Origin of the sequence: Streptomyces auratus (assembly GCF_050433025.1) — a bacterium.
In the GTDB taxonomy this organism is placed as follows: Bacteria; Actinomycetota; Actinomycetes; order Streptomycetales; family Streptomycetaceae; genus Streptomyces; species Streptomyces sioyaensis.
The window spans coordinates 2381886-2407898 of the sequence record NZ_JBNGCB010000001.1 but is presented as its reverse complement, the minus strand read 5'-3'; the positions used below and the strand labels follow the sequence as shown (position 1 = coordinate 2407898).

The following is a 26013-nucleotide window of genomic DNA, read 5'->3' as shown; positions in this document are numbered from 1 at the left end:
TCAGGGCGGTCATGGCGCGGCGTTGGGCAGGACGGCGGCCAGCGCGCAGTTCTGGTGTGGCCGGCACTGGACGGCGAGGGTCATCGAGCGGGCCTCGGCCCCGGACCCGGAGCTCTTCCAGGCGAGGGTCTGGTTGCCGGTGACCGTGACGGCGTAGACGTACGCCTCGGTGATCGCACCGGGATCCTGAGCCAGCGCGGTTTTGAACGCCTGCGGGAAGTGGCCCTCGCCAACCGTGGCGCTCGCGTGCTGGTGGTTGTCGTGCATCCGCGACCACAGCACCGGACTGGGCACCTGGTCGGTGATGGACTTCCAGTCGGCGTACTTCTTCTCGCCGGTCATCCACCGCTTCAGCCCGGCCAGGTGCTCGGCCTGGGCGAAGGCGCGGGTGTCGTACGTCCACAGGACCTTCGTGGCCGCCTTGGCGAACGCGATCGGATCGGTCGTCTTCGGCGGCGCCGCGACAGCCACGCCCTTGCCGTCAGTAGCGTCGGGCGAGGGCGACGACCCCTGAGCGGATTGCGACGGTGGTGAGGGCTTGGCCGAGGGCGGGCTCTGCGTACGGTTGAGATACGCGACCAGGCCGGCGACGGCCAGCAGCACGGCGAGGATTATGCCGCCGATCAGTGAGCGCCGCAGCACCGAGGTCGGTTCTCCGTGCGTGCGCTCCTCGGGAATGCGGAGACGTTTCTTCGGCATCAGTGGACCTGCGTTCCCATGGCGGAGAAGAACGCGACGATGCCGTTGGCCGCGCCCAGCAGCAGGGCGCAACCCGCGGCAACCGCCGTGCCCTTCTTGCCGTTCGCCTCCGCCTGGTGGCCGCCACTGTGGTGACCCCAGGCCCAGACGACCGCGGAGATGACCAGGGCGCCGACCGCGGCGATGATGCCGAACAGGTTGATGCTGCCCATCACGTTCTTCAGGACATCGAGACCTGGAAGCCCGCCCTGCTTCGGCGTGACGCCGGGGTTGTAGGCCAGGTACTGGGCGTGCTGCATGAGCTTCATTGGAACTCCAGTGCGGATACGGGCATGCGAAGGCCCGGAAGGGGAGGAAGAGGGAGAGAGGGGAGAGGGAGAGGCCGGTCAGGCGACTCGACGCGCGGCGAGGATGTCCGGCCGCCAGGAAGAGAGGGTCGAGATCTTGACCACGTCACCGGTTCGCGGGGCCTGCAGGATCAACCCCTGGCCGATGAACATCCCGACGTGTTCCGGCACCGCTGCTGTGCCGCGGGTAAAGAGCAGATCGCCAGGCTTGAGGGCATCGACGCTGACCGCCTTACCCTCCTTGACCTGCGTGTACGTGGTCCGGGAGATCGAGACCCCGCTGGCCTTGTACGACGCCTGCATCAACGACGAGCAATCACAACGACCCATCGGGTCCTGACCGTGCGCATCAGAGCAGCTGCCACCCCACTGGTACGGAGTGCCCAGCTGCCCTAGACCCCAACGGATCGCCATACGAACCGACTTGGGTGCATCAGCCGGGATCTTGTAGCCCTTGGGTACGGATCCGGCAGGGATCGGGCCGAACCCGCTGCCGTCGCCTCCCGTTCCGCAGCCACCAGCGGGAGCCTCCGGCTTGGCATCGGTACTGTCCTTACCGGAAGTGCCCTTGCTGGGGAGGTTCTTGGCGATGGCCTTCTGAAGGGCCGTGGCTAGCGGTTCCCACTTGGCGTAGGCGTCGGGGAACCCGCTCGCCTGGACGGCCTGCGCGGCCTGGGCGATGGTCATCGACTGCCAGCCCGAGACCTTCAGCAGCGCCTCGTAGAACTTCGTCGAGGCGTGCACCGGATCCCGGACCTGCTGCGCGGTGCCCCAGCCCTGGCTGGGCCGCTGCTGGAACAGACCGAGAGAATCCCGGTCGCCGTAGTCCAAGTTCCGCAGCCCCGACTCCTGCAAAGCAGTCGCCAGCGCAACGATCTGCCCGCGCGGGGGCACCTTCATCGCGACGCCGGTGGCCAGGATCGTCTTGGCGATCGGTATCTGCTCCTTCGGGTTGTCCAGCCCCGAAACGGACACAGAACCCTTGCCGCCGCTCTTGAGGATCGACTCCACCTGCTTGGCCACGGCCTTGGCGTCCACCGCACCGGCACCACCGGCTTCGCCGCAGGCGGCCTGGGCGTTGCTGGCGCCGGCCAGGGCGACGGCGACGGGCGCGATCACCAGCATCGGGGCGAGGACGACGCCCCCGGCTATCGCACCGACCTTCTTCACAGCCGGCCACCGGACGCTCGGAGTATCCGAAGATCTGGCTCGGGGGAGGGGCGTGCCTGGGCATGCTGCATCAGCAGCTCCTTGCTCGTAGGCAGCGTGGTGCCGGCGTTCTCGTCGAAAAGGCCACCGGCACCACACCGGTTAAACACTCGAAAGTCCCCGAAGGGAGGGCCGTGCTTCGAAGCTGCTAACTCCGAAGCATTGGACCCTTTATCGCAACGCGGCAGCCAGCCGCGCTCGTAATCTCAGGCGCCACACAGTGAATTCCTCTACCTCGCATCCGTCAGGGCTCTTCACGGGTGCCGAGCGGGCCGCCAATTGGACGAGGCAACACGCATCAGCACAGCTCAACAGGGCCGGGATCAGGGCCCGTCCTGCGAACATGCCGAGACTGTAGAGACAAAATCCGGCCGTACCAAACGAGCCGTGATCATGAAAGGGGTGACCAAGATCCTGCCATTGGGTGCGGCCGGAAAAAGGCGCTAACCTCCAGCCCACTGCTCGCCCCAGTCAGCCGCCTGTGCGGTTGTCCCGAGCAGTTCTTGCACGCATATCCCGTTCCACGGGGGCGTGCATGTGGCCGTATTCCAGAAAGAGAGATCTGTCGAATGTCGTCGTACACCCTGCACCGAGGCGATGCGCTTACCGTCCTGAAGTCCCTGCCGGACGAGAGCGTCGATGCTGTAATCACCGACCCGCCGTACAACTCCGGCGGGCGCACCAGTTCTGAACGCACCGCCCGCACCGCACGAGCGAAGTACACCAGCGGCGACGCACAGCACGACCTCGCGAACTTCCCCGGCGAAAACCGCGACCAGCGCTCCTACCGCGCCTGGCTGACCGAACTGCTCACCGAGGCATACCGAGCAAGCCGCGAACACGCCGTCGTCATGGTCTTCTCCGACTGGAGGCAGGACCCCACCACGTCCGATGCCCTGCAAATGGCCGGCTGGACCTGGCACGGGAAAATGCCGTGGATCAAGCCGGCCTCACGGCCCCGCAAGGGCGGACCGAAGCAGGACTCCGAGTTCATCCTCTGGGGAGTCAAGGGCACCCTGGACAACACCCGCGACCTCTACCTCCCCGGCCACTTCATCGCCTCCCAGCCCCGCAAGGACCGCGTCCACATCACCCAGAAACCCATCGAGGTCATGCAGCAACTCGTCCAGGTCTGCCCGCCCGGCGGCACCGTCCTCGACCCCTTCACCGGCTCCGGCTCCACCGGCATCGCCGCACTGAAGGAGGGCCGCAACTTCGTCGGCATCGAGCTGTCCGACCACTACGCCGGCATCGCCGAACAGCGCCTCCGCAGCGCCCTGACCCAGGACGACTTCGCACTCGCTGGGCCTGAGGAGTGAGAGCGGCACGCCCCGGCAGACCGGGCCAGAACGCAGAAACAGGGCGGTTGCCCTTGTCCGTTCGAGGTCAGCCCACTTCGACACTCTGCCAGATCAGGTCACCGGCTCGTGCGAGGTCCTCGCGCGATCTGATCCGCACCTCGACGCCGTCCTTGATGCCGAGGCAGCCCAGGCCGCGGACGTCTCGCGAGAAGCCCTCCTCCAGCTCCACAGCGTCCGGATCCAGCTTCAGGTTGACCACGAGCATCCGGTTCCGCGGCTGGACCCGTACCGTGGCCACGTTCTTGATCCGCCGGTACGCGATGTAGTGCAGCTGCGGCTCCTTCTGTATATCCCCGTGCGACAGGAGCACCTGGTCGAGGTCCGCGTACAGATCCTGAAGATCCTGCGGCGACTCATCCAGGTACTGCTGAACCGACTTCGGCGAAACCGCACTGGAGACCCGGGACACGGCGGGTGTTCTTCCCCGCGTCGGAGCCGCGGCGCCGGCAACGGAGGCGACCAGCTGCAGCGTCAGCACGTCGTCGAAGACCCGGTAGCTCACCAAGTCGATGCGACGGCCGATCATCTCGATGGCCACCGTGTCGTGGTGCGTGAAGTCCCCGGCGATGCAGACGAGTCGGGGATTGCTCCAGTCGATCGCCTCGGCTGCCTCGGAGCCGAGCTTCTCCTTGACCAGGCTCTCGAACTCATGGTGATGGTCATGGAGCCATGAAAGGTACGAAAGTGCCTGATTCGTGATGTTCTGGTCGCGGGAGCGCTTGTATTCCAAGATGACCGGTGTCCCGTTCTCGTCCAAACCCAGAGAGTCGATCCGGCCCCGGTGTCGCCCCGTTGCGTACTCGCTGACCAGAAAACGGATGCCGAGCATCGCCTCCATATTGCCCTCGATCAGCGACTGCAGATGACGCTCCAGAGTCACGGACGAGCCCGGCATCTCCGTGGCCTGACCGCCGCTCACCCTGAACGCCTTCAAGTTGCTCATACGCCTCCCCCGACTCCACCTCGATCACTGCAAACGAACAATCGAGGCAAGGAAGCATTTATTCCGGAAGGGCCTCGGAGCTAACGAGCATCATGCCCCGGCCATGTACGCCTGACCGCTCCGGTATCCACGTGTTGCGCATGCACTCGGTGTATCCGTGTCGACCCAGCCGACATCGCCAGATTCCTTGCCTCGGACAACACCAAGATCAAACCAGCGTGTTGATTCCCGGCAAGCCCTTAGCCTGCCGATGGCGCGAGGGATCCGGCTTGAGCCCTGCCAGCGCTGTTCACCCCTCTCGTCGGCACGTGAACCCTGATCGGAATAGCCCACCCGCTCCGGACCGAGCATCTGGGGGTGTGAAAGGCTCTCACGGCACAACAAGGGGCAGGAGTATGCGTGCAACCACCTTCGACAATTGGCCAGTTGGTATCGCTCGTGCTACTCGTTCTGCCGGGACTGACCTATCAGTTCTTACGCGAACGCTGGCGCGGGCCGGTCGCCGGAGAGGCGCAGCTGGGCGAGCGGGTCCTGCGCGCCATCACGGCCAGCGTTGCCCTGAACGGGGCGTACGCGGTTGTCGCGGGCCCCGCCCTCGCCTCTGCCTGGCGTAGGGCAGGGAGGTCAGGGCTCGCGGCCCTGGTCGCCGAGCACCCGCGGGCCGTGGGTCTGTGGGCTCTGCTGCTTTTTCTCGGCGTTCCCGCTGCTGCTGCCGCCGCTGTCTCGTATCGCGAGCGGCGCAGCGCCCGTTCCGTGTACCTGCCCGTGCCGACCGCGTGGGACTACGCCTTCGGTGGCCGTACCCACACGGGGCCGCGCTACGTACGGGCTCGGATGAAGGACGGCACCTGGGTCGGAGGCTGGTACGGCAACCGGTCGTATGCCTCGGGCCACCCGCAGGAACCGGACCTGTACTTGCAGTGGTCGTACCGGATGAGTGCGGACGGCTCCTTTGGGCCCCGGGTGGAGGGCACCGAAGGGATCTACCTGCGCATGGCCGAAGTCGACATCCTGGAGATGGTCGGCCCTGTCGACGTACGACCTCAAGGAGATCAGGATGACCGCAGCGGATGATGAACTGACCCCGTGGGAACGGGCCTTCCTCGAAAACCCTGGTGAACCTCGTGGATATCAGCCCAAGGGCTCGGCGGACACCGAGGAGGCGCCTCCGCCGCCCCCACCCGGTCCGGCGGGCGCATCGCCGCTGCCAGAGCCGACCCGCACGGGCCTCGACGATCGCCCGTCCGTCAGCGGCTGACCATGTTCAGCTCGTATCCGGCCTGCTGGAGCGCGATCGCAGTCTCCTGGAGATCCTCGTCCCGGAACTCCCGCCAGGTTTCGAGCAGCGCCTCGATCGGTGCGAGCAATGGCACGTTCGCATACCGGGCGGAGGTGCGCCAGTGCGGAATGACGGTGGGGATTCCGTGTGGGCTGGTGCCGTCCACCTCCACGTCAAACGGGTGCCAGTGGAGGGTGTGGCCGTCGAAGCCGGCGTCCAAAATGACGATGCCCGTCGCGAAGTGCTCCTCCGGCAGTTCGAGCGCGGTGCGCAGGTCACAGTCCTCCCATGCGACGACGAGGCGTGTCGCCATGAGTACGGATGGGAGCAGCCCCAGATTGGCGAGGGCGTCGGCCGCGTCCCTGCCGCGGTAGAAGAGCCGGCACGTGACGAACCCGACGTACGGCTGGTCCATGTCCTCCGCGAGGATGTGGACTTGGGGCCGTAAGCAGAGTCCGTGGTCCCTGAGCATCGACTCACTGACTTTGAGGATGGTGTCGATCACACCGTCGGCTACAGCTGGCATGCACTCAAAGTAGCTTTCAGTCCGCGCATTTGGCCGAGGAAGACAGGAGAAGGGCACGCATGCGAGAGCGGTGGGCGTCGGCCGTCCGGTCCCGGCTCGATGGGTCCGGCGGCCCGTACGGATTGCTAGACGATGCCGCTCTGACTGAGGCTGTGGAGCTCTTCGCCTGCACGACGGACGCCCGGGACATCCTGGAGTCGTGCCACCTCGTCGGACTGCTGCACTGGAAACGGGGCAGAGCCCTCGCCGACGAGCGAGCGCTGCCCGAAATACGAACGGGCGTGGCATTGCTCGTCGTTGTACAACGGTCGGGCGCTGAACTGCCCTTGCCGGACACGTTCCCGCGGTCCGAGGAGCTGACTCCGGCGCCGGTCGGTGAAGCAGTCTGGGAGGACGTTCTCATGGGACTGGGACTGCGGCTGGAGGACGGGGCGGACGCGCACACTGCCCGGCTGGCGGTGTGCACGGGGCGCAACGCGGTGGCCGATACCCACGCGGATCCAGCCCGGCTCGCCGACCGGCTGCGTGTTCTCGGGATGGGATTGAGTCGCCTCTTCGACCACACAGGACATGTGCCCACCCTGGAGGAGGCCATCCAGGTCGCCCGCCAGGCGGTCGCGGCGGCGCGAGAGGCCGGCACTGACCCATCGATGTGCCTGCACAATCTTGCCGAGGGGCTGCGCGACCTCTTCAAGCGTACGAACGACGCCCGATCGCTGCATGAGGCTGTGGACATCGGGCGGCAGTTGATCCGGAACCCGCCAGGCGGTGAGCGTGAACGGGAGGTGATCTGGGCCGGGCTGAGCGACTACCTGCGAATCCTCTACCAGCGCACGAACGACCCCGCTTTTCTGGATGAGGCCCTCCAGATGAATGCCACCTCCGTGGAGTGCGCGTCCAGTTCCGGATCGGGCAGGACACGGGCCGAGCCGCTGATGAACGCCGCTCTGCTACGTCGTGCGGAGTTCGAGCGCACCGGGGATCAGGCGGTCCTGCACGAGGGGATCACCATGGCACGCGGAGCGGTCGGCGCCGCGCCGCGCGGCACGGCCCTCCACCATACGTGCCTGTACAACCTTGGCAGCATGCTCCACGTGCTGTCCGGCCACGCGGGTGACCTGGCGGCCCTCGACGAGGCCATCGTTTGCGTACGCGCCGTGATCCGGGCTACTCCCGCCGATCACCCTGACGGACCGTTGTACCGGGCAACGCTGGCCGGGCAGTTGCACGATCGGTACTTCCAAGCCGGGAACGCCGCCTTGCTGGACGAGGCGATCACTCTGGCAAGCGAAGCGGTCGAGGCGACACCGCAGAACCATCCCGACCGATGGATGTACCTGTCGAATCTTGCCGTACCGTTGAAGGCGAAGGCCGAGCTCACGGAAGATCTCGACATCCTGCGGCGGGTTATTTCGATCCAGCGCCAGGCAGCTGTTTCGGCCGCGCAGGCAGGCCGTGACCAGGTCGCCGCTCTGTCGAACCTCAACAACTCCCTCCGCCTGTACTTTCACTGGACGAGGGAGCTGCCCGCACTGGAGGAGGCGATCTCCGTCGGGCGCGCCGCCGTGGGCGTGGCTACCACAGACCACCATTTCCGATCGCAGTGCGAGTTCAATCTCGCGACGGCGCTGAGCAGTTATGGCCTCGCCGTCCACGACGACTCGTTGGTGGAGGAGGCCCTGGGACTGCTGGAGACCGCAGCAACCAGAAACAGCGCCCCGACTAGGCTGAGGGTGTCGGCAGCCCGCGAGTGGGCCGAAACCGCGGTGGCCGTCGGACGCTCAGAGGAGGCGGCGCGGGCCTTCGCGTTCGGCGTCGGTCTTCTGCCGCGCCTGGCCGCCCGCGGCCTGGAGCGGGCTGATGCGACTCGATGGATGGCCGAGCACGCACGTCTGGCGAGCGACGCGGCTGCTTGTGCGTTGGCCATTGGACGGCCGGACGACGCGGTCGAACTGCTCGAAGCGGGCCGAGGCGTGCTGTTGGCACAGGCGCTGGAGTCCCGGTCGGATCTCACCGAACTGCGCGAGCACGACCAGAAGCTGGCTGACCGTTTCCACTATTTGTGCGTACGCCTGGACGGCGACACATCCACCGACGGGACCGCGGACACGGCCCTCGATGCGTCACAGGGCGAGAACGCCCCGGACACCCGCCGTACGCTGGCTCAGGAGCTGGACGCCCTGGTCACACGGGTCCGGGCGTTGCCGGGCCTGGAGCGATTCCTGCTGCCTCAGCCGGTCGACCGGCTGACCGCCGAAGCGCACACTGGGCCCCTCGTCATGATCAACGTCAGCCGGTACCGGTGCGACGCGCTCATCCTGACCGGGAGCGGCGTCCAAGTATGCGAGCTGCCCGAGGTGGACCACGACGACGTCCACGACCGGCTCGGCGACATGCATCACATGCTGGACCGGATCGGCACGTCCCCCGCCGCCCGCCGGGAGGCCGAGAACGTCATGGTGCACGACACGCTGCCCTGGCTCTGGGACGCCGTGGCCGGACCGGTGCTCGAACAGCTCGGCCTCACTAGCCCGGTGGACGGACACCGCACGCGCCGCCTGTGGTGGATCCCTTGCGGCCCGCTTGCGTTCTTCCCGCTGCACGCCGCCGGCCACCATCTCGAAAGGCCCGCCATTGGGCCCCGTCGCACGGTCATGGACCGAGTCGTGTCCTCGTACACGCCCACCGTACGAGCCCTCTCCCACGCACGCGCGCAGCGCGCCCGGCAGACGGCGTCGTCGCCCAGCGGTCCACGCCCGCCACGCGTCCTGGCCGTCGCCATGCCGTACACGCCCGACGCCTCGGAGCTGGAGGGCGCCCAGCGTGAGTACGAACACCTCGAACAGCGCTTCCCCGAGTTTGAGGGCCTGGTCGGAGAAGACGCCACTCGCGAGGCCGTACTGTCCCGCCTTGCCACCCACCCCTGGGCACACTTCGCCTGCCACGCAGGTGCCGACCCCACCGACCCGTCCCGGAGCCATCTGCTGGTCTACGACCACGCAGACCGGCCGCTCAGCGTGCTGGAGGTCTCCCGGCTGCGCCTGGACAGCTCCGCGTTCGCCTATCTGTCCGCCTGCAGCACTGCCGTGACTACGCCCCGGCTCGCCGATGAAGCCCTGCACGTCGTCACTGCCTTCCAGCTCGCCGGATTCCCACACGTCGTAGGCACACTGTGGGAGATCAACGACACCATGGCCGCGACCATCGCTGAGCACATCTACACGCACCTTGGGGCAGTTGGATACGACCCCGCCCATACCAGCGCCTGCGTTCACCGGGCGACCCGTCTGATGCGGGACCGTTTCCCCAGCTTCCCCACGCTCTGGTCCGCCCACATCCATATGGGCGCATGAAGGTCGGTCCCGATGCGCATGGCGGCAGGGCCGTGGAATACAACACACGTCTAACTAGTCGACGGTCCACTTCAACCGGGGCGAGTAGTCGAGGGTGTTGCGGGAGTACGTGACAGTCGTGACTTTCCGGGCCTTCGGTACCACGAAGGGTACGCACAGGGTGTGGTCCTCGCCCTTCTGCCAGGTGGCGTTGATCTTCTCAGGTTGGCAGTCAGCGGGCCTGCTCTTCAGGGCTTCGATGAAGGTCAACGGCGTTCCCTCGCGGCCGCCCTCGGAGAGCAACCCGACCCTGTCCGTCGTCACCGTGGGCCCGCTGAGCGGGGTGTCGCCACCGACCAGCTTCGCGTTCACGTACGCCCACGCCAGCGTGGCGCCTGGGTACTTCTTCTCCTTCTCCATCTCGTCCAACTCATCGAGGTCGGAAGGCTTGCCCATGACGACCCGCTGCGGCGTGATGACGAACTTGCCTTGCTTGCTGTCGTCGCCCAGGACTTCCTGGGCTTGGGGGCTTGGCTGACCCAGCTTGAGCGCACTGCGGGGCTTTTCGGCTCCGTCGGTGCTTTTCTTGACGCTTTCGCTGGTCGCGGCGTCGGCGGGGTGAATCGCGATCTGAATGACCAGGAACAGCACCCAGGCCAAGGGGATCAACGCCCCCAAAGCGGAGGGGCGTCGGCGCAGCGGCACTCCCGGATCGAGCTGCTGGCCGGGCTGCCCTGGAACCGGCGGCGGGAGCTTGTTGAGCTTGCCCCTGACCGTGAGATTCCAGATCAGTGTGAAAGGGGTGAAGGCAATCAAGGAGAAGGGGCTCCACCAGCCTTGCCAGAGCGTCTTCCCGGTCATCTCGCGCAGCACGGCTGTGCCGCAATTCCGACAGAACGGGCCCCTCAGGCTTAGGAACCGCATCATGATGAGAACGCCCTGGTGTCCGCGAACGGTGACGTCCACAGCGGGTATAGCGCCACAGTTCCGACAGACCGGACACGGGTTACCTGTCGGGACCTGCCCCCAGGCGATCGGTTGACCGTAGCCCCGTCCCTGGTCCTGTGCTTGCCACTGACCCGGGGCCACAGGCTGGGGAGGCTGCTCAGCGTGTTGCCCGTAGCCGTGGGGTTGTGGCGGCTGGTGCTGGGCGGGCTGAGGAGCTTGGGACGGGCCCGGCTGCGGCTGAGGTTGCGGCGGTGTCGTCACTGAAATCCCCCGATTTCCTTGAGATGGCAGGGTCAGAAATGGGACGGTCGGGTGCTGGTGGGCTCATACAAGCTCATGGCGCCATGAGGGTGGCCCATCGAATCGGCATGTATCGCGGTGCCCTCGGCTCCCATGCGTCACACGATGAACTCGGAATACTAACTAATGAGGCCGAGTTCGCCATGATCAGGCACCCGGCCTCGTCCCGCCGCGCGGCATGCGTGGCGCGCCCGACAGCCACGGCCGATATGACGTCCATCCCGGCTTACGCCAGCAGATCCGCGCCTACCTCGCAGCCACCCATCCGTACTCGGCTGATCGACAGACATGATGCGATGTCGGTACCGCGAACTACCCTGGCGGCCATGGACTGGCTCGATCGAGTGGCGAAGCTCAGACAGTGGACGAACAGCGATGTCCGGGCTCCGCACAAACCATTGCTGTTGCTGTACGCACTCGGTAACTACCAGCACGATGTCGACAGCGAACTGCGCTACAGCGCAGTCGAGGAGGAGCTCAAGCGGCTGCTTTCCGAGTACGGGCCATCGCACCCGACGACCCCCGCATATCCCTTCCATCATCTCGTCAGTGACGGCGTGTGGGAGGTCAGAACCGACCGGGGGCTGGGGAGTCCCGGAAGCGGAGTGCGGGTCCTTCGTTCCAGTGGAGCTACCGGTCGGCTCGCGCCCGGCCTGCGGGCCGCGCTTGCCAAGGAGCCGTCGCTGCTGGGCCGACTGGCCAGGGTCCTGCTGGACACCCACTTCCCGCCGTCCCTGCACGTCGATCTGTGCGAAGCCGTCGGCCTCGACCTGGAGCTTGCCGAGACCTGGCCCGTGGAGGGCGCGTATGTCGCAGCCCGACGGCAACGTGATCGACGGATGCGTGACCTCATATTGACGGCCTACGAGTTCCAGTGCGCGTTCTGTGGTTATGACGGGGCGCTCGGCACAAGCGCCGTCGGGCTGGAGGCCGCGCATGTGCGCTGGTGGTCACACGACGGGCCGGACGAGGTCGACAACGGACTGTGCCTGTGCTCACTGCACCACAAGCTCTTCGACAAGGGGGTCCTGGGCCTTGGGGGCGACCACCGAATCCTCGTCTCCCAACGCTTTGTCGGCCGCAGTGAGGTCAGCCGACAGCACGTGCTTGCCCTCGCTGGCCGGCCGGTCATTGGCCCACAGTCGGGCGTCCTACCAGTCGCGAGACGACACCGCGAGTGGCACGTCCGACAGGTCTTCCACGGCGCACCCCGGACACCCGTGGGCAGGCCCGTGCACTCCACGTGACAGGAGGCTCTACCGGCGACGCATTGCCACCGCGCCCAGTTCTGCACCCAGGCGTTCCTGGCGGCGCGTTGCTTCCGTTGTCCCCCACGGAGGTGACCCGCCTATTTCAGCTCCTCCCGAAGGGCGCGCGCCAGCGCTATTACTTCTCGATCAGCATCGGATCCCAGTTTTAGGAACTCGTCGAGATCTGGCCAGTCGAGAACTTCGTCTAGCAGGAGCATGGCACGCATATCGCCGGAGGAAAGACCAGTAGCACACGCATGGCACGTGTTGCGAATCAGGTCAATAATCGAACCTCGAAAGAGTCGCGGTGCTTCGGGACTCTCCTTCCAGAAGCGGACTTCACCGACTGCCTCACTCCACTTCGCCTGCATGGCCAGAGCCTCGATGAGTCGGCGACGCGCCTCTGGGTCGACATGCCCTGAAGGCCTCGTGCCGAGCAGCTCACGGCAGCATCGTTCTGCCTCCGCGTATTGATGCCGCTGGATAAATTCCTCTGCCTTCTCAAGTGCTCCATGGGTGATGGAGTAGGAGGTAGGGGCAATTCTCGACTCTAGATCCACGAAAGCATCTGCAAGTAGAGCGAGCCTTGTTGACTCTGGCACCGGAAATTCTGAATTGTGGAGAACCGTACGCGCGTCAACTGCGAACTTGAGTGCTGCTTTGGGATATTCATCCACCCACATCCTTGCTTGGTGTAGCACATACTCAAGGTGTTGAACTGCTTCATTAAAGGTGGTTGCAAGTCTCACATGCTGCTCAGTGCTAACATCTTGAGTTTGCAGGTAAATGGCGGCCAAGGCAAATCGTGTCTGCGTGACCAGTGTGACGTTCGTCGATTCCAGACGCGCCAGGTGATCCAACTCATGAAGCATGAGCTGTTCGGCCCGTAATGCGTCACCCTGAAGATAGTAGGGGGAGGATAGGTTCCCATACAAGAGGGCGACACGCTCACTTGTGTAACCCATGTCCTCGATGTGCGTCAGCAGAGTCTCGGCGTGAGATTGCATAATCTGGACCCGCTCCAGTTCGCCGAGTTGGGAAGACGAGCTGAGCCAACGTTCCACATGGCCTGTCAACTGGTTCATAGCGGTTGGGCGTGCAGGGTTGCTCTTGAGGCGCTCGCGGACCAAAGCCTGACTCACCGTATTTACAGCGATCGTTCGCTCGGCATCCGGAAGGGTCTCTCCGTATGTAGGCGGAAGCGGCAAGTCATTCTTGATGAGCGAGAATCGGTGAAGCTCTCGAAGCGCCTCACCTAGGTTTACCGTTTCCGGTGGGACCAGAAACGCGCCGCGATGATCTGGATCCAGAGTCTCGATATCGCTGATTGCTGCCGCCAGGAGCAAGTGAGCCGGTATCTGGTGCGACGCCAGAAACCCAGATGCGAAGAACATCTGCAGTGCTGCGGAAGGCGGTTCAAGGTGTTCCTCGGACTGGGTACGGGCATCAAGGCGATCGATGCACAGGTTGAGTGCTGCGGCGAGCGTGCGGGGATATCCTGGGGGGATTGAATCCCTGTCAGCAATTGAGCGGACTTTCAGTTCCCGAAGGTAATGGTCGACGTAGTCGAGCCCAAGTCCAGTGCTGTATAGATAACTGGCCCCAAGTTCCAGGGCCAGTGGCCAGTCGCCCAGTTCCTCGGCCAGACGTTCCAGGGCTTGCATCCAATGATCCCGCTCGCCATCGGTGAGACGAAGGCGTCGGCGCAGCAGCTCAATGGATTCATCACGCGCCATCGCTGAAACATGCACGATGTCGCCACTACCTGGATGAGATGCCGCGTTGACGGTGGTGACGATTACATCACCGCGCCCCACCTTTGGGATCCACGGATCGATCTCCCGTGCTGAGCCCACGTTGTCGCAGATCAATAGCCAGCGGCCCGGCAATCGGCCGAGACCCCCTTGGACGGCTTGTTGGATATCCTCAACGGTGGTATCCGGTCGCTTGGCTGGTGAATTCGGGTTGAGAGTGTCCAACACGCGCTGGAATGAAGCGCGGGTCGAGTGCTCCGTTTCGCAGTCGATCCAGCCAATGAAATCGTACGCATCAGCACGATCAGCGATAAAGAGAGTTGCGGCACTCGACTTCCCAATGCCGGATGGTCCGACCATTGAGACCCGACGGGTTACCTGACCTTTCGCCAGGGGAAGGGAGGCCACAAGACAGCCGAGAAGTTCAGGCCGATCCACATCCGGGACTGCTGGCACCGGCCCCACGAGGATTCCCCAGTCGCGCATCCCGGTCGTGCGCGCCAGTGTCTCCCCATCGACCAAGACGAGCCTGTGTAACTCGTCGACCGAGAAGCTGGCCCGCTTGCCGGTAACGTCGGCAGCCCGGTCGAGGATCTCGGAGATCAGATAACCAGTGAGCAGGCCGGCAGACCTCTCTCCCAGACCTTGTTGCGCGCGGTTGCGAATACCTCTAAAAGTGTTCCGCAGTTGCTCACGAATCTCGTCATCATCACGAGCGTCGTAACCCACCCGGCAACGCCCCAACCGAGTGAGACCATTCTCGTCCAGTCCCTCCAGTTGGCTCCTTCGTTGGGGAGCGTCACGGAACAACTCGATAAGCCCGTCGCGCAAGTCCTGCGGACCCGCCGCAGAGGACAAGATCTCGTTGAGTTGTGCGGACCTGGCAGCGGGGCGGCCATTCGTCAGAAGGCGGTAAACATCGGCTTCGTGCTTGCCATTGATCATCTCCAGGAGGATGCCCAGTGCCGCCGCGCCGCTCATAGAACCACCTGCGACCCGGCTCTTGACCTGGGCCGCCATGCGTACGACTCCATCAAGATCGACGACGTCGAAGTCGACCTGATCTACCGTTCCCTCGCTTGTTGGAGGGCCTTCGACGCGAACGCAGGCGATTCCGGGCTCATCGAGCACCGCGGCCAACTGCTCAAGCGTGCGGAGATACTGGTACTGAAACCCGCGTGCCGCTACGCGTCCCCCATCCACGACATGTTCTCCCGTCTGCCCCACCCAACAGAAGCTGCACTCAGCCTGGGGCAAGTCTGCCGCACTGTCGGCCTCTGCAACCTGTGTACACCGAATATCTGGAGTGATTAACTTCGGCAGTCCGCCCCTGCCATGACCTGAGCACCCGTCAGGTAGTCGGCTTGGGGCGTGGGTACTGGAGTGCGGGACGCCTGAGGTTTTCCGCCGGATTGCCCTCGGTGGCGCAGCCTGGGGCCTCTCACGCATAGCTGTGGCAGCCTCGTACGCGCTCGTAGGCGAGGCTCGCAGCGGCTGTGCCGGTTGCCCCTCCAGCCGACCGCACCCTCCTCGACGCGGTCACGCCGAAGCTGAGCGGCAGTAGTACCGAAGCGTCGGGAAGAACGAAAGCGTCTTGGCTGGCATGGATGCAAGGCCGACGGCTGGGGTGCTATCTCCGTGAGCGGACGGCGTAGCACATGCCGGTTCGCGCAAGATCCGCCAGGACGATGGTGTGATCACCACGTTCATGTCGGCCTACATGCGCGTTGATGCTCTTGGTGGATGAGTCCCGGATGCGTAGTGCCCGCCGGGCCGATCAGGTGGCCTGCCGCTACGAGCGGTGTCTAGCACTTAATCGCGGCCGGTCCAAACCGGCTTTTCTCCGGACGCTGGTCTCGCCTACCAAGAGCAGCCCGGACATCGCCGCTGCATAGCTGGTGGGAGACCGGCGCGGCTGCCGGTACGGCGAAGTTCTCTCCCGGAGATATCCAATGAGTCATCAGAAGCAGCCTTTCGTCGAGACAGCGTTCCTGAACGTGGAGAACGCTGCTACATACCTCGGTATCTCGACGAACACCTTGTACGTCTGGCGTCACCGGCGGCAGGGGCCGCCCAGCTTCCGTATGGGCCCTGGCGGGCGGGTCATGTATCGCCGGGACTTGCTCGATGCATGGCTTGCGGAACAACAGGAAGCGGATTCGCGCTCGAACCCGGCCCTTAGCCCGATGAACAGGGCACCGCAGCGGCGTTCGCCGCGGACGGTGGCCTGATGCGGAAGGTCCATCTTGCCGTCGTACCGGTCGGGGCGGGTTGAGGCATCAGAGGCCACGAGTTGAAGTCGTGGACGATACCGGGAATTTCGTGCAGGCCGAGGTCGTCTGTGTGCTGAGCAAGGTGCGGGATGTGCCTTGTGAATTGACTGTCCGACCTTAAGGGGCTTCATATGGCGGGATACATAGAGGACAGGTGGCTCAAGAAGCGGCCGAATAAGGAGACCGGCAAGCGCGAACGCACCGAACTCTGGGGGAAACGCACCCGTTACCGGGTGAAGGGGATCCCGGGAGTTCAAGATCGCTCGTTCGACACGGTCGCGGACGCCAAGGCGTGGCTCGCCGAGGCGCAGACCGACTCGCGCCGCGGCGAGTTCGTAGACGCCCGCGACGGCGAGATCACCCTCCGCGAGTATGTCGAGAAGCACTGGTGGCCGTCGCAGGTCCACCCCGCGCAGACGCGGGAGAGCATGCAGTATCGGATCTGGGGATGCGTACTGCCATACCTGGGTGAGACCGCGCTGCGGGACATCGGCACGGCAGAACTCCGCAAGTGGTCCGCCGACGTGCAGCGCGCAGTCGGGGCCAGCACGGCGCACATTGCCTGGATCTACCTGAAGGCGATCATGCAGGCCGCGGTCGAGGACAAACGCCTCTTCCGTAACCCCTGCAAGGGCAACAGCAGCATCAAGCCGCCGAAGAAGCCGGAACGGAAAGCCCGCTCCTGGGAGCAGTCGCGCGTGGACGCCGTTCGTCGAGGGCTCCCGGACCGATACCAGGTGGCGCTCGACCTCGGCGTCGGGTGCGGCCTCCGCCAGGGGGAGGCGTTCGCGTTCAGCCCCGGAGACATCCACGGAGACTCGGTGCACATCGAGCGGCAAATCCTGCGGCACCGGTCACAGCTCTACTTTGGCCCGCCGAAGGGCGGCAAGGAGCGCGACGTCCCCCTGTCCGCTGCCCTTGCCAAGCGGCTGTTGACGCACCAGGAGCGGCTGAAGCCCGTTCTGGTCACACTGCCATGGCTTGACCCGGAAGAGCCGGACCTCCCCCGCGAGAAGCGGCGTACGGTCACGATCCCGCTGCTTGTCAGTACGACACGAGGCGGCGCGATCAACCGCACCACCTGGAACACCAAGGCCTGGAAGCCGGCGCTCGCCAAGGCCGGGGTGATCCCGCCCCTGGCGAAGTCGAAGCCGGGGGAGAAGGTCACCCGCGTCTGGGAGCCGAGCCGGGAGCACGGATTCCACGTCCTGAGGCACACCTATGCCTCGGTGATGCTTGAGGCGGGCGAGTCGATCGTCTCGTTGGCGCAGTGGCTCGGTCACTCCGACCCGGCCTTCACTCTCCGCACCTACACTCACTTCATGCCGCAGGCCGGCGCCCGCGGACTCTCCGCCATCGAGGCGTGGTTCACCGATCTCGACTGAAAGTCCCCGAGAAGTCCCCGCGGGCCCAACGGCCCGAAAAGATCATGCAAACATGCAGGTCAAAGCATGATCCTTGCCGTGGGCGACAGAACCCGGCGTACAGGCCGACTCGTCCGCCGCCAGCTGGAACGTTGCACCGGGAAGGGCCTCCGACCTGAATCGGAGGCCCTTTCCGGCCTTTCCTGCGCTTGCCGCTTTGGGCAGCCGGAAGTCCCTCGGAAGTCCCTCTGACAGAGCGGAAAGTCCCTGAAAAGTCCCAGCGGTGGGCGCTGATCGGAGGCGTCTGAGCAGCCGCTCCATGGGGGTACCGGCCGCCTGAAACAAGATCACCGGGCGCTACGAATCTCGGGGCAGCTCGGCTCGCCCTTCCTTCTCGGACCTGCCCTTGCATATCCTTCCCGCGCGGATCACGGATCGGATGTCGAGCAGGGTTTCCAGATGGTGTAGGGGATTGCCGGCCACTGCGATGAGGTCGGCGTCGTAGCCGACGGCGATCTGTCCTTTGCGATCGTCCAGCCGACATGCTTGTGCGGCGAGGGTGGTGGCCGAAGCCAGGGCTTCGGTGTTGGTGAGGCCGAGCGAGCCCATCTGGATGATCCCGTGCGGGAGTACGCCGTGGGGCTTGCGGGGGCCGGCACCGGCATCGGAGCAGCAGACCAGTCGAGCTCCTTCGCGGTGCATCCGTGCGAAATTCGCACTTCGCTCTTCTACGCGCTGTGCCATGTGTGGTGCGACCATCGAGCCGGTCGGAAGCCATGCTTCGGTGGCGCCGATGAAGACGCCTGCCTCCACCACGGCCGCAACGGTCCTCCAGTCGGGTTCGACACCGTCTTCGGTAAAGAAGGAGGCGTGCTCGATGCCGTCGACACCGGCTGCGACGGCATCAGCCATTCCCTGCCGACCGTGAGCATGGGCGGTGACCGGTTTCCCGTGTGCATGGGCCGCCCGGGTTACCGCCGCGAGTTCGTCGCGGGTGTACTGCGACTGGTGCGGTCCCCATCCGGGGGTGATCACGCCACCGGTTGCCATGATCTTGACGACGTCGGCGCCGCGTGCGACACGTTCCTTGACTGCGGCCTCCACGGCGGCGACGCCGTCGGCTTCGCCGCCCAAGAACCAGCAGTGTCCGCGAGTTCGCGTGATGGGCGGTCCGGCGGCGAGGACCTCCGGACCCATTTCTGGCCCTGCCGTGTAGTGGTCACGGAGCGATACGGCGAGAAAATGACGGTCGCCGAGGTCCCGTACGGTGGTGACCCCCGCCCGCAACTGTTGCCCGGCGTGGACGCGCATGCGTGCCAGGGTGGTGCGGGCATCTTCATGTGCCATCGCTTCCTTCGACTTGTCGTCCGGGTCGAAGGCAAGGTGTACGTGAGAGTCGATGAGCCCGGGCAGCAGCGTGGCGTCACCGAGATCCAGAACGCGCAGGTCCGCAGAAGGAATCGCTCCCGTCATGTCGACACCCGCAATGCGCGAGCCATCGATGAGCACCAGTGGGCGCCCTGACCGCATTGTGTACCCGTCAAACAGCCGCGCCGCGCGGACGGCCCAGACCCCCCGACGCTGTACGTGCTGTTGTTTACCGCTGACAACCACTCGACTGTGTCTCCTCACACTCATGACGGCGGCGACGATAAGTCGCCACCGAGCTTTCGGCCACGCCTGTTCGGGTGCATGCGCCCAGAACGTGAGCGCTACGAGCACTGAAGCGCTGAAGGCCACGCCACCGAGCAGGTGTATGGCCAGTGACGCTAGGTTGGGTAGGCCAAGAAGCCGAAGTCCGCCTCGCCTACGAGGCCGTGACGCGCGCCCGCAGGCACCTCGACCGCGGTGGACTGTCATGGATCAACGAACACCCGGACGGCACCCCGGACCTGCGGCAGATCAAGTGCGGCCGCGCAGCGTGCCGGCCTGCCGCCAGGCGCCCGAGGACACCTGCCTTGCCCCCTGCCCGCGGACCGATGCGGTTGGCGCCCCCGGGGGAGGCCGCACCCGAAACAGGTACCGCGGCCTCGACGAGACCGGACTGCGACACCAACTCACCGACGCGGCCAGGCACTTCGTCCGACTCGACACCTCGCTCGCCGGCACACCCCTCGCGGCGACTCGAACACCACCCTTCGCAGCACGCCGCCCTGCTGGACAAAGATCCAGCAGGGCGGAATCAGCCAACAGGGCCCCGAAACGGATGCCGCCCGCCGCACGGCAACGTAATGTGCACTCTCGATGACTGACTATTACTCGGCCGTTTGGCGCGGCCGCCGTTTCGGGAGGGTTGATGGTTGCGGACATCGTCAGGACCTGGGTGGCGGGCTGGGCTGTGTCACGGCGGACGCCCCCGCCGGTCGGGAAGCCCTGGGGCTTCTACATCGAGGTGGCCGACAACCCCGTCGAAGTAGGACGCCATGTCCTGCCAGAGGTCGAGGAGTTGTTGGTCCGCAGCGCCGCTGCCTCGGTGTCCGTGCCGCGGACCTGGATGAAGATGCCCGCGGAGCCGGAGGAGATCGAGCCCTGGCTGTCCCGGGGCTGGGTGGCGCCCCGGGAGGAGACCGGACATTTGATGGCCGTTGACCTGATGGCCACACACCCCGTCGTGCCCGAGGGGTACACCGCGACCGTGGAGACCATCGAAGCCGTCACCTGCGTCCGGGTGCTGGATGCGGCGGGCAGGCCGGCGGCCCAGGGGCAGATGGCGGTCCTCGGGGAAGCCACGGTCGTGGATCGCGTGGTGACTGAGGAGGTCCATCGGCGGTGTGGGCTGGGCGGCTTCGTGATGCGCACGCTCGCCGACCGCGCCCTGGACGAGGGCGCGGTCCTCGGCGTCCTCGGCGCGACCAACGCCGGGCGTGCGCTGTACGAGACGCTGGGCTGGAAGAAGCACGCGACACTGGCGGAGTGCATCTACCGGCCCTGAGTCCCGAGCGTCAGTGCCATGAGAAGGCGGCATAGAGGCCGCCGCCCGCCGATCGTGCCCTGTCGGCGAACGAGGCGGGCGACGGCTCGCCTGCAACTACTTCGGCCGCGCGGGAGGCGAACCCGGTTGCGGTAGCGCCGCGGGAGACGGAGCCATGTATTCGCAGTGGGGGGCACGAGTGTTGACGAGGGGAGTAGAGAAGCTCTGAGTCCTCTCTGAGCTGCGGCATGTTCCGACGCCCTCAGCCCTCGTGGGTGGCGTACGACTCCACCCCGCCCGCGGTCGGCGGGAGGCTGCCGGGTGACGCAGGTGCGGAGGCGGTGATGGTCGGCGCGGGGGCCGGCGTGCCGTCGGAGCGGGTGACGAGGCTGACGCGGGCGGCGCCGGTTTTGAACAGGGGTTGTTTGGAGGCCGGGTCCCAGTCGGTGGGGGTCGTCTCGTTCGCAGCCCGGCCCGCACCCTCCGGCGGTGGGCCGTCAGGGGTGTCCCAGTAGCCGTAGTGGAAGGGCACGAAGACCATGCCGTCCCGCATCGCGGTAATTCTCAGGCGGGCTCGTAGGGCGCCGCGGGGCGTGGTGACCTCGATGAGGTCGCCTTCGCCCAGTGCGTGTGCCGCGGCCTCGGTGGCGGACAGTTCGGCCCACACGTCAGGCGCCGCGGCGTCGAGTTGAGGGGTGCGCCCGGTCTTCGTGCGGGTGTGGAAGTGGTAGAGGGTGCGGCCGGTGTTGAGCTGGAGCGGGAAGTCCGGGGAGGTGTCCTCGGGCGGTGGGAGGTATGCGGCGGACCTGATGACCGCTTTGCCCTGGGGGTTGAGGGAGCGGTATGCGGCGGAGTCGGCCGGTGCTCCGGTCTCCAGGTCCTTGCCGTAGCTCTCGCACAGGTCCGGGTCCGCCCAGGTGATGCCGTCGGTGTAGAGGCGCTCGGTGCCGTGCGGGGCTTGATCGTTGCAGGGCCACTGGATTCCGCCCGTTTCGCGGAGCCGGTCGTAGCTCAGACCGGTGTAGTCACACGGCCGGCCGGCGCTGCACCGCTGCCAGGCCTCGAACGCCGACGGTGCGTCGTGCCAGGCCACGAGGGGTGCGCCGGCCTTGTCGCGGAAGTCCATGCGGGCCGCGTAGTCGAGGAAGATGTCGAGATCGGGCCTGGCCTGGCCCGGGGGGTCGACGGCCTTCTCGGACAGGTGCACCGTGCGATCGGCGTTGGTGAAGGTGCCCGTCTTCTCGCCCCAGGTGGCCGCCGGCAGGACCACGTCGGCCAGCTGCGCGGTCTCGGTCGGATACAGGTCCTGCACCACGACGAAGAGGCGGTCCTGGGCGAGGAGGGAACGGATCCGGTGCAGCTCCGGCAGGGAGACGGCCGGGTTGGTGCCGCTGATCCACAGCATCCGGATCGAGCCCTGCTCGGCGTAACGGAACATCTCCATCGCGGGGGTGGGCGGCTTGTCGTGCGGGATGCGGTCCGGTGTCACGTTCCACACCCGCGCCAAGTCGGCGATGTGCTCCTCGTTCTGCCAGTTGCGGAACCCCGGCAGATCGCCGTTGGCTCCGCATTCCCGGGTGTTCTGGGCGGTGGGCTGCCCGTTCATCTGCAGGACTCCGGCCCCTGGGCGCCCCAGCATGCCGCGGACAAGGTGCAGGTTGTTGACCTGGACGGCGGCGGCGGTGGCCTGGTGGGACTGGTAGACGCCCTGCAGGACGGTGGACACCAACCGCTCGGCGCTTCCCAGGATTTCGGCGGCTTCGCAGATCAACCGCGCGGGAACGTCGCAGATCCCGGCAGCCCACTGCGGGGTGCAGGCGGCCACCTGGGCCTGGAGTCCCTCAAAGCCGACGGTGTGCGCCGCCAGGTAGTCGCGGTCGATGCGGCCGGTGCGCAGGATTTCGTGGAGCAGGGCATTGAGGAGGGCGACGTTCGTGCCGCCCCGCAGGGGCAGGTGCACCGTCGCGCGGCGGGCGACAGCTGTCGGGCGGGGGTCCACGCAGATCAACCGTGGCGGCTGCGGCCCTTCCAGGCGGTCGAGGATGCGCATCCACAGCACGGTTTGCGTCTCGGCGACATTGTGGCCGAAGAGTGCGAGGGTGTCGGCGTGATCGATATCGGTGTAGGAGCCCGGCTGACCGTCCGTACCGAAGCTCTCCTTGAGTGCCTCACCGGCGGTGGCTGTGCACAATCGCGTGTTGCCGTCCAGGTGGTGGGTGCCGATGCCGGCCCGGGCGAGGACCGTGAGGGTGTAGTACTCCTCAAGGAACAGCTGACCTGAGGTGTAGAAGCCGACCGACCCGGGCCCCCGCTCCGTCAGAAGCTGCTGGGAGCGGGACGCCACCCGGCCCATCGCCGTGGGCCAGTCGCACTCCACCAGCCGGCCGCCCTCGCGGACCAGCGGCCGGGTCAGCCGGTCGGGCGAGGCGTTGGCCTGCCACCCGAACAAGTCCTTCGGCCCCAGACGGCCACGATTCACCCGGTCGACGGCGCGCCCCCGCACACCGACGATCCGGCCGCCGAGCACGGCGATGTCCATCGCATCGCCGTTGGAGTGCAGCAGCGACGCGGACGGCACCCATCGCTCCACGTCGGCCGGGCGGACCCCCGGCGCGAAACGCGCATCCACGCGTACCGGCCAGGGCTGACCAGGGCCGTACGCGCTCCGGCTGCCCCACGGTTCCGCAATCCGGTCCGTCGACGTCTCCATCCCGGCCTCTCTTACGTGCCGCTCTTGCGTGCCGCTCTTGCGTGCCGCTCTTATGCGCCGCCGGTTCGCCCCGGCGCTCGCCGCTGACCGGATGAGCGCATGTGGCGAGCGCATCGGCCACTTTAAGCTGATATGCCGTCAGCTCTCGGGATGGGCAGGCCCGCCATGAGGTGGTTACGCGGCGGTCGGCCGGGTCACCAAGCGCAGCTGTGCCTCCTGTTCCTGGTCACCGGATGTCGAACCGACCTCTTGGAGCGCGAAAACCGACGCCAGGCCGGCGCGCAGGCGGTCGACCGCCCAATAGCCGCCCTGGACGGTGGCCGTCACCGGCGCGGTCAGCCGTCGAGGCGCTGCCTCGGCCGGTGGCGCCGACACGTCAACGGTCGCAGCCCACACCGTCACACCGGTTCCGGCCGAGTCCGGAGGGGCATCGTCCGTCGCCCGGTCGGAGACGAAGACCGCGTTGAGCGCGCTGAAAACCGTCTGCGCGTCTTCCGGCGGGCAATCGGATACCGCCACCTGGACCTGGGCCGCACCTTGATTGGTCTGTGCTGCCTCTTGGGCGTCGTTCACGTTCACTGTGCCTCCCTCTCGCGTGGTACGTGCCGCTGCGCAGCCGGCTGGCTCTTTATTCGGCCGGGGAAACGACATCGAGGGGACGAATCGAATCCGCCGGGAACGACGTGTTCCGCCCCCACTGACGTGCCCCGCCCCTCCCGGAGCGGCTACCCGAACGCCCTCCGCCTACCACTACCGGCGCTCATCCTTGTGACGGCCGGCCGGCGGCCGAGTGCCGGTGGCGAGCCCAGGCGGGCAGTGCGAACCAGCTGAACAGGAACCAGGCCACCAGACCCGCGACGACCCAGGGGACGGCGGCATTGTCCATGGCGATCCGCAGAATGAGGAGGAGAGCCGAGGTGACCGTGGCCAGGAGGAGGACGATTCCGGCAAGCGCCAGGCGCGAGGCCCAGACCACGGTTTCGGGCTTCAGCCGGTGCCCGGTGAGGAACCGGTGGAATGTCACCGGCGCGATGAGAGTGCCGGTGGTCGCCGCGCCCAGCAGGACGGTGACCACGTAGAGGGTTTTGTCGCCGGGCGGGAGGGTGGCGAACCGGGGAGTGAACACCACGGTCAGCAGAAACCCGAAAAGAATCTGCACACCGGTCTGGACCACCCGCACCTCCTGCAGCAGCTCGTTCCACCGTCGATCGGCCCGTTCCTCGGGCGATTCCGCCCGCCCCGGGGCCGCCTGCCGTGGGCCCGTCGAATCCATAGGTCCTCCCACCTGCATGAGGGCGCCTGGTAGTGCCGAGCGTGGCGGCTACCGGCGGCGCCGGGACTCGATGCCGTTGCCCTTCACCTCGTGCGGGGTGAGCCGTTGCTCGCGCGGAGCGAGTTCGTCCGGCTCGCGGTCCTCCACGGCATAGCCCACGGGGCCGTCCGCCGGCAGACGTGGCTGCTCCTCGGGCCCGGGCGGGCCCGGCTCACGAGCCTTCAGGCGACGTCCCCAGGCAAAGGCCGCAATGAGCACGGCGACGACGAGAATTCCCACGAGGACGAGCAGGGCGCCACTCACCCCGTTCCCGGTGGCCAGTTGCTGATGCACTGTCAATGCTTCGATGCGCAGGGTCTCCATTCCGGTCGGGTACCCGTCGGGGGAGGTGGTATCCGGGCCCCTGGCGGGCGGTCCCGAAGTCCTTGCTGACGCCCGAGAGCGGCGGACGGCGGCTCCTGTCCGCTCGCACTCCCTCAGGACATCAGGGCATCAGGGCAAGGGAGTTCCCCCGGTCGCGTTGACGATCTCCGCGGTGATGTAGCTCGCCTGCGGGGAGGCGAGGAAGACGTAGGCCGGAGCCATTTCCGCGGGTTGGGCCGGCCGGCCGAGAGGTGACTGCTTGCCGAACGTGGTGGTGTCCGGCAAGGTCGCCGGGATCAGCGGCGTCCAGACCGGGCCGGGCGCAACGGCGTTGACCCGGATGCCGTCGGAGGCCAGCATCTGCGCGAGGCCCTGAGTGAAGGTGACGATGGCGCCCTTGGTCGTTGCGTAGTCGAGCAGGTGCGGGCTGGGCTTGTAGGCCTGCACCGAGGCGGAGTTGATGATGGAGCCGCCCTGGGGAATGTGCGGCAGCGCGCTCTTGCACAGCCAGAACATGCCGTACAGGTTCGTGCGCATCACCCGGTCGAACTGTTCCGTGGTGATGGCTTCGATGCCGTCCGGCTGCGACATCTGATAGGCCGCGTTGTTCACCAGGATGTCGATCCGGCCGAACTCCTTCACCGCGCGTGCGATGAGCAGCCGGCACTGCTCTTCCTCCCGGATGTCGCAGGCGACCGGTACGGCCGTGCGCCCTGCGTCGGTGACGAGCCGGGTGGTTTCCGCAGCGTCTTCCTCTTCCGCGGGCAGGAAGGTGAACAGCACGTCCGCCCCCTCACGTGCGAACGCCAGGGCCACGGCCCGGCCGATCCCGGAATCGCCCCCGGTCACCACGGCCTTGCGCCCGGCGAGGAGGTCGCTGCCCCGGTAGGACTCCTCGCCGTGGTCGGGAGGCGGGTCCATCGGCCCCGTCCAGCCGGGGTGCGTCTGGTCCTGCTGCGGGAATTCGGGCTGGGGGTGCTCGGTGACCGGATTGCTCGGGGCCGGATCTTCACCCGACATGGCAGACCTCCCGGGTATGCGTGAGCGGGCTGTCCGGGCTCGGCGGCCGCAGGCGCGTGGGCCGAGGGCCTCAGCAGCAGCCCTGAGTGGTGACGTGGGCGGCGGGTGCGCGGTCGTCTCCGGGGTGCTCGGCTGCGGGCACGCGCTTCCG

At 66.5% G+C, this 26013-nt stretch carries 20 protein-coding genes; 7 read left to right on the top strand and 13 right to left on the bottom strand.

Annotation, left to right across the window (positions count from 1 at the left end):
- Window positions 1-9: 9 nt before the first annotated feature.
- The 3 genes from BKA18_RS10270 to BKA18_RS10260 form a co-directional block, all read right to left on the bottom strand.
- A complete protein-coding gene (locus BKA18_RS10270; protein WP_366047079.1) occupies window positions 10-699 on the bottom strand; it encodes a hypothetical protein in 690 nt (229 codons plus the stop codon).
- A complete protein-coding gene (locus tag BKA18_RS10265) occupies window positions 699-1007 on the bottom strand; it encodes a DUF6112 family protein (RefSeq protein WP_046929256.1) in 309 nt (102 codons plus the stop codon). The genes BKA18_RS10270 and BKA18_RS10265 overlap by 1 nt, the downstream gene beginning before the upstream one ends.
- Window positions 1008-1085: 78 nt before the next feature.
- A complete protein-coding gene (locus tag BKA18_RS10260) occupies window positions 1086-2216 on the bottom strand; it encodes a C40 family peptidase (protein WP_429638300.1) in 1131 nt (376 codons plus the stop codon).
- A gap of 608 nt (window positions 2217-2824) precedes the next feature.
- Between BKA18_RS10260 and BKA18_RS10255 the strand changes: the two genes are divergently transcribed.
- Window positions 2825-3574: a DNA-methyltransferase gene (locus tag BKA18_RS10255; RefSeq protein ID WP_366047081.1), complete on the top strand. Its 750-nt coding sequence runs from the start codon at window positions 2825-2827 to the stop codon at window positions 3572-3574.
- Between the two features lie 67 nt (window positions 3575-3641).
- Here BKA18_RS10255 and BKA18_RS10250 read toward each other — a convergent pair whose 3' ends face one another.
- The gene (locus tag BKA18_RS10250) at window positions 3642-4559 is read right to left on the bottom strand and encodes a DUF5655 domain-containing protein (protein ID WP_366047082.1); all 918 of its coding nucleotides are present in this window, start codon (window positions 4557-4559) and stop codon (window positions 3642-3644) included.
- 399 nt (window positions 4560-4958) lie between these two features.
- Between BKA18_RS10250 and BKA18_RS10245 the strand changes: the two genes are divergently transcribed.
- Entirely contained in the window at window positions 4959-5633 is a 675-nt protein-coding gene (locus BKA18_RS10245; protein WP_366047083.1) for a DUF6338 family protein, read from the top strand.
- 173 nt (window positions 5634-5806) lie between these two features.
- On the opposite strand, the gene BKA18_RS10240 is transcribed toward BKA18_RS10245, so the two are convergent.
- Complete coding sequence (locus tag BKA18_RS10240; protein ID WP_366047084.1) at window positions 5807-6364, bottom strand: hypothetical protein; 558 nt, start codon at window positions 6362-6364, stop codon at window positions 5807-5809.
- Window positions 6365-6645: 281 nt separating this feature from the next.
- Between BKA18_RS10240 and BKA18_RS10235 the strand changes: the two genes are divergently transcribed.
- Complete coding sequence (locus BKA18_RS10235; protein WP_366047085.1) at window positions 6646-9717, top strand: CHAT domain-containing protein; 3072 nt, start codon at window positions 6646-6648, stop codon at window positions 9715-9717.
- A gap of 54 nt (window positions 9718-9771) precedes the next feature.
- Here BKA18_RS10235 and BKA18_RS10230 read toward each other — a convergent pair whose 3' ends face one another.
- Entirely contained in the window at window positions 9772-10662 is an 891-nt protein-coding gene (locus BKA18_RS10230) for a hypothetical protein (RefSeq protein ID WP_366047086.1), read from the bottom strand.
- A gap of 608 nt (window positions 10663-11270) precedes the next feature.
- Here BKA18_RS10230 and BKA18_RS10225 point away from each other — a divergent pair.
- On the top strand, window positions 11271-12191 hold the full coding sequence (locus BKA18_RS10225; protein ID WP_366047087.1) for a phosphorothioated DNA-binding restriction endonuclease: 921 nt from the start codon (window positions 11271-11273) through the stop codon (window positions 12189-12191).
- Between the two features lie 101 nt (window positions 12192-12292).
- Here the strand turns inward: BKA18_RS10225 and BKA18_RS10220 are convergent, their stop codons facing one another.
- Entirely contained in the window at window positions 12293-15175 is a 2883-nt protein-coding gene (locus BKA18_RS10220) for a hypothetical protein (RefSeq protein WP_366047088.1), read from the bottom strand.
- Window positions 15176-15900: 725 nt separating this feature from the next.
- On the opposite strand from BKA18_RS10220, the gene BKA18_RS10215 reads away from it, so the two are divergent.
- Together BKA18_RS10215 and BKA18_RS10210 are read left to right on the top strand one after the other, a co-directional pair.
- A complete protein-coding gene (locus tag BKA18_RS10215) occupies window positions 15901-16179 on the top strand; it encodes a helix-turn-helix domain-containing protein (protein WP_366047089.1) in 279 nt (92 codons plus the stop codon).
- A gap of 173 nt (window positions 16180-16352) precedes the next feature.
- Entirely contained in the window at window positions 16353-17606 is a 1254-nt protein-coding gene (locus BKA18_RS10210) for a tyrosine-type recombinase/integrase (protein ID WP_366047090.1), read from the top strand.
- A 336-nt stretch (window positions 17607-17942) separates the two neighbouring features.
- On the opposite strand, the gene BKA18_RS10205 is transcribed toward BKA18_RS10210, so the two are convergent.
- Entirely contained in the window at window positions 17943-19094 is a 1152-nt protein-coding gene (locus tag BKA18_RS10205) for a metal-dependent hydrolase family protein (protein ID WP_366047091.1), read from the bottom strand.
- Between the two features lie 787 nt (window positions 19095-19881).
- Here BKA18_RS10205 and BKA18_RS10200 point away from each other — a divergent pair.
- Entirely contained in the window at window positions 19882-20517 is a 636-nt protein-coding gene (locus BKA18_RS10200) for a GNAT family N-acetyltransferase (protein WP_366047092.1), read from the top strand.
- A gap of 241 nt (window positions 20518-20758) precedes the next feature.
- On the opposite strand, the gene BKA18_RS10195 is transcribed toward BKA18_RS10200, so the two are convergent.
- From BKA18_RS10195 to BKA18_RS10175, 5 genes are all read right to left on the bottom strand, one after another.
- On the bottom strand, window positions 20759-23206 hold the full coding sequence (locus tag BKA18_RS10195) for a molybdopterin oxidoreductase family protein (RefSeq protein WP_366047093.1): 2448 nt from the start codon (window positions 23204-23206) through the stop codon (window positions 20759-20761).
- Window positions 23207-23380: 174 nt separating this feature from the next.
- Window positions 23381-23785, bottom strand: coding sequence for a hypothetical protein (locus BKA18_RS10190; RefSeq protein WP_382976732.1), 405 nt, complete (start codon window positions 23783-23785; stop codon window positions 23381-23383).
- A 181-nt stretch (window positions 23786-23966) separates the two neighbouring features.
- The gene (locus BKA18_RS10185; protein WP_366047094.1) at window positions 23967-24479 is read right to left on the bottom strand and encodes a DUF6328 family protein; all 513 of its coding nucleotides are present in this window, start codon (window positions 24477-24479) and stop codon (window positions 23967-23969) included.
- Window positions 24480-24527: 48 nt separating this feature from the next.
- Window positions 24528-24842: a DUF6479 family protein gene (locus BKA18_RS10180; protein WP_366047095.1), complete on the bottom strand. Its 315-nt coding sequence runs from the start codon at window positions 24840-24842 to the stop codon at window positions 24528-24530.
- Window positions 24843-24971: 129 nt separating this feature from the next.
- Complete coding sequence (locus BKA18_RS10175) at window positions 24972-25862, bottom strand: SDR family oxidoreductase (RefSeq protein ID WP_366047096.1); 891 nt, start codon at window positions 25860-25862, stop codon at window positions 24972-24974.
- Window positions 25863-26013 lie beyond the last annotated feature (151 nt).

Bases quoted from the DNA above. Each gene is read 5' to 3' on its own strand.
- BKA18_RS10270 (WP_366047079.1), bottom strand. From the start codon at position 699: ATGCCGAAGAAACGTCTCCGCATTCCCGAGGAGCGCACGCACGGAGAA.
- BKA18_RS10265 (WP_046929256.1), bottom strand. From the start codon at position 1,007: ATGAAGCTCATGCAGCACGCCCAGTACCTGGCCTACAACCCCGGCGTC.
- BKA18_RS10255 (WP_366047081.1), top strand. From the start codon at position 2,825: ATGTCGTCGTACACCCTGCACCGAGGCGATGCGCTTACCGTCCTGAAG.
- BKA18_RS10250 (WP_366047082.1), bottom strand. From the start codon at position 4,559: ATGAGCAACTTGAAGGCGTTCAGGGTGAGCGGCGGTCAGGCCACGGAG.
- BKA18_RS10240 (WP_366047084.1), bottom strand. From the start codon at position 6,364: ATGCCAGCTGTAGCCGACGGTGTGATCGACACCATCCTCAAAGTCAGT.
- BKA18_RS10225 (WP_366047087.1), top strand. From the start codon at position 11,271: ATGGACTGGCTCGATCGAGTGGCGAAGCTCAGACAGTGGACGAACAGC.
- BKA18_RS10215 (WP_366047089.1), top strand. From the start codon at position 15,901: ATGAGTCATCAGAAGCAGCCTTTCGTCGAGACAGCGTTCCTGAACGTG.
- BKA18_RS10210 (WP_366047090.1), top strand. From the start codon at position 16,353: ATGGCGGGATACATAGAGGACAGGTGGCTCAAGAAGCGGCCGAATAAG.
- BKA18_RS10200 (WP_366047092.1), top strand. From the start codon at position 19,882: ATGGTTGCGGACATCGTCAGGACCTGGGTGGCGGGCTGGGCTGTGTCA.
- BKA18_RS10195 (WP_366047093.1), bottom strand. From the start codon at position 23,206: ATGGAGACGTCGACGGACCGGATTGCGGAACCGTGGGGCAGCCGGAGC.
- BKA18_RS10185 (WP_366047094.1), bottom strand. From the start codon at position 24,479: ATGGATTCGACGGGCCCACGGCAGGCGGCCCCGGGGCGGGCGGAATCG.
- BKA18_RS10180 (WP_366047095.1), bottom strand. From the start codon at position 24,842: ATGGAGACCCTGCGCATCGAAGCATTGACAGTGCATCAGCAACTGGCC.
- BKA18_RS10175 (WP_366047096.1), bottom strand. From the start codon at position 25,862: ATGTCGGGTGAAGATCCGGCCCCGAGCAATCCGGTCACCGAGCACCCC.